General features: G+C 48.4%; 4 tRNA genes. All 4 read right to left on the minus strand.

Features of this window, described 5'->3' with window-relative positions:
• Positions 1-134 precede the first annotated feature (134 nt).
• A tRNA-Val gene (locus BCU12_RS14980) sits at positions 135-210 on the minus strand.
• Between the two features lie 32 nt (positions 211-242).
• Positions 243-318 (minus strand) — tRNA-Ala (locus BCU12_RS14985).
• Between the two features lie 24 nt (positions 319-342).
• Positions 343-418 (minus strand) — tRNA-Lys (locus BCU12_RS14990).
• Positions 419-420: 2 nt separating this feature from the next.
• Positions 421-496 (minus strand) — tRNA-Glu (locus BCU12_RS14995).
• Positions 497-562 lie beyond the last annotated feature (66 nt).

A 562-nucleotide genomic window follows, 5' to 3' on the forward strand; every position in this document is an offset into this window, starting at 1 on the left:
TCCAAATTGTTAAAGAGCGAGTGTTTACTTTTTCAAGTTAAAGCACTTTCTAAAGACTTTCTAGCGACAAAAATCCGAACCAAATTCGCTGTGTGAATTGGTTTTGAAGTGTGTATCCAAAAGTATTTAGAGAGTGGTGGGCGATACCGGGCTCGAACCAGTGACCCCCTGCTTGTAAGGCAGGTGCTCTCCCAACTGAGCTAATCGCCCACATTAAGTTTTAATTCTTCTGTGGAGAAGAATGGTGGAGCTATGCGGGATCGAACCGCAGACCTCCTGCGTGCAAGGCAGGCGCTCTCCCAGCTGAGCTATAGCCCCAAATTTTATTTCCTTGGGAGGAAATGGTGGGTCGTGCAGGATTCGAACCTGCGACCAATTGATTAAAAGTCAACTGCTCTACCAGCTGAGCTAACGACCCAATGGTATCCCGTAGGGGAGTCGAACCCCTGTTACCGCCGTGAAAGGGCGGTGTCCTAGGCCTCTAGACGAACGGGACACTGCTTTGAAGAGCTTGGGAGCTCTTCGTCTCTTTACATTTTAAACCATCAATCTGTGTGGGTAC

The organism is Vibrio sp. 10N.261.55.A7 (assembly GCF_002877365.1).
Taxonomy (GTDB): domain Bacteria; phylum Pseudomonadota; class Gammaproteobacteria; order Enterobacterales; family Vibrionaceae; genus Vibrio.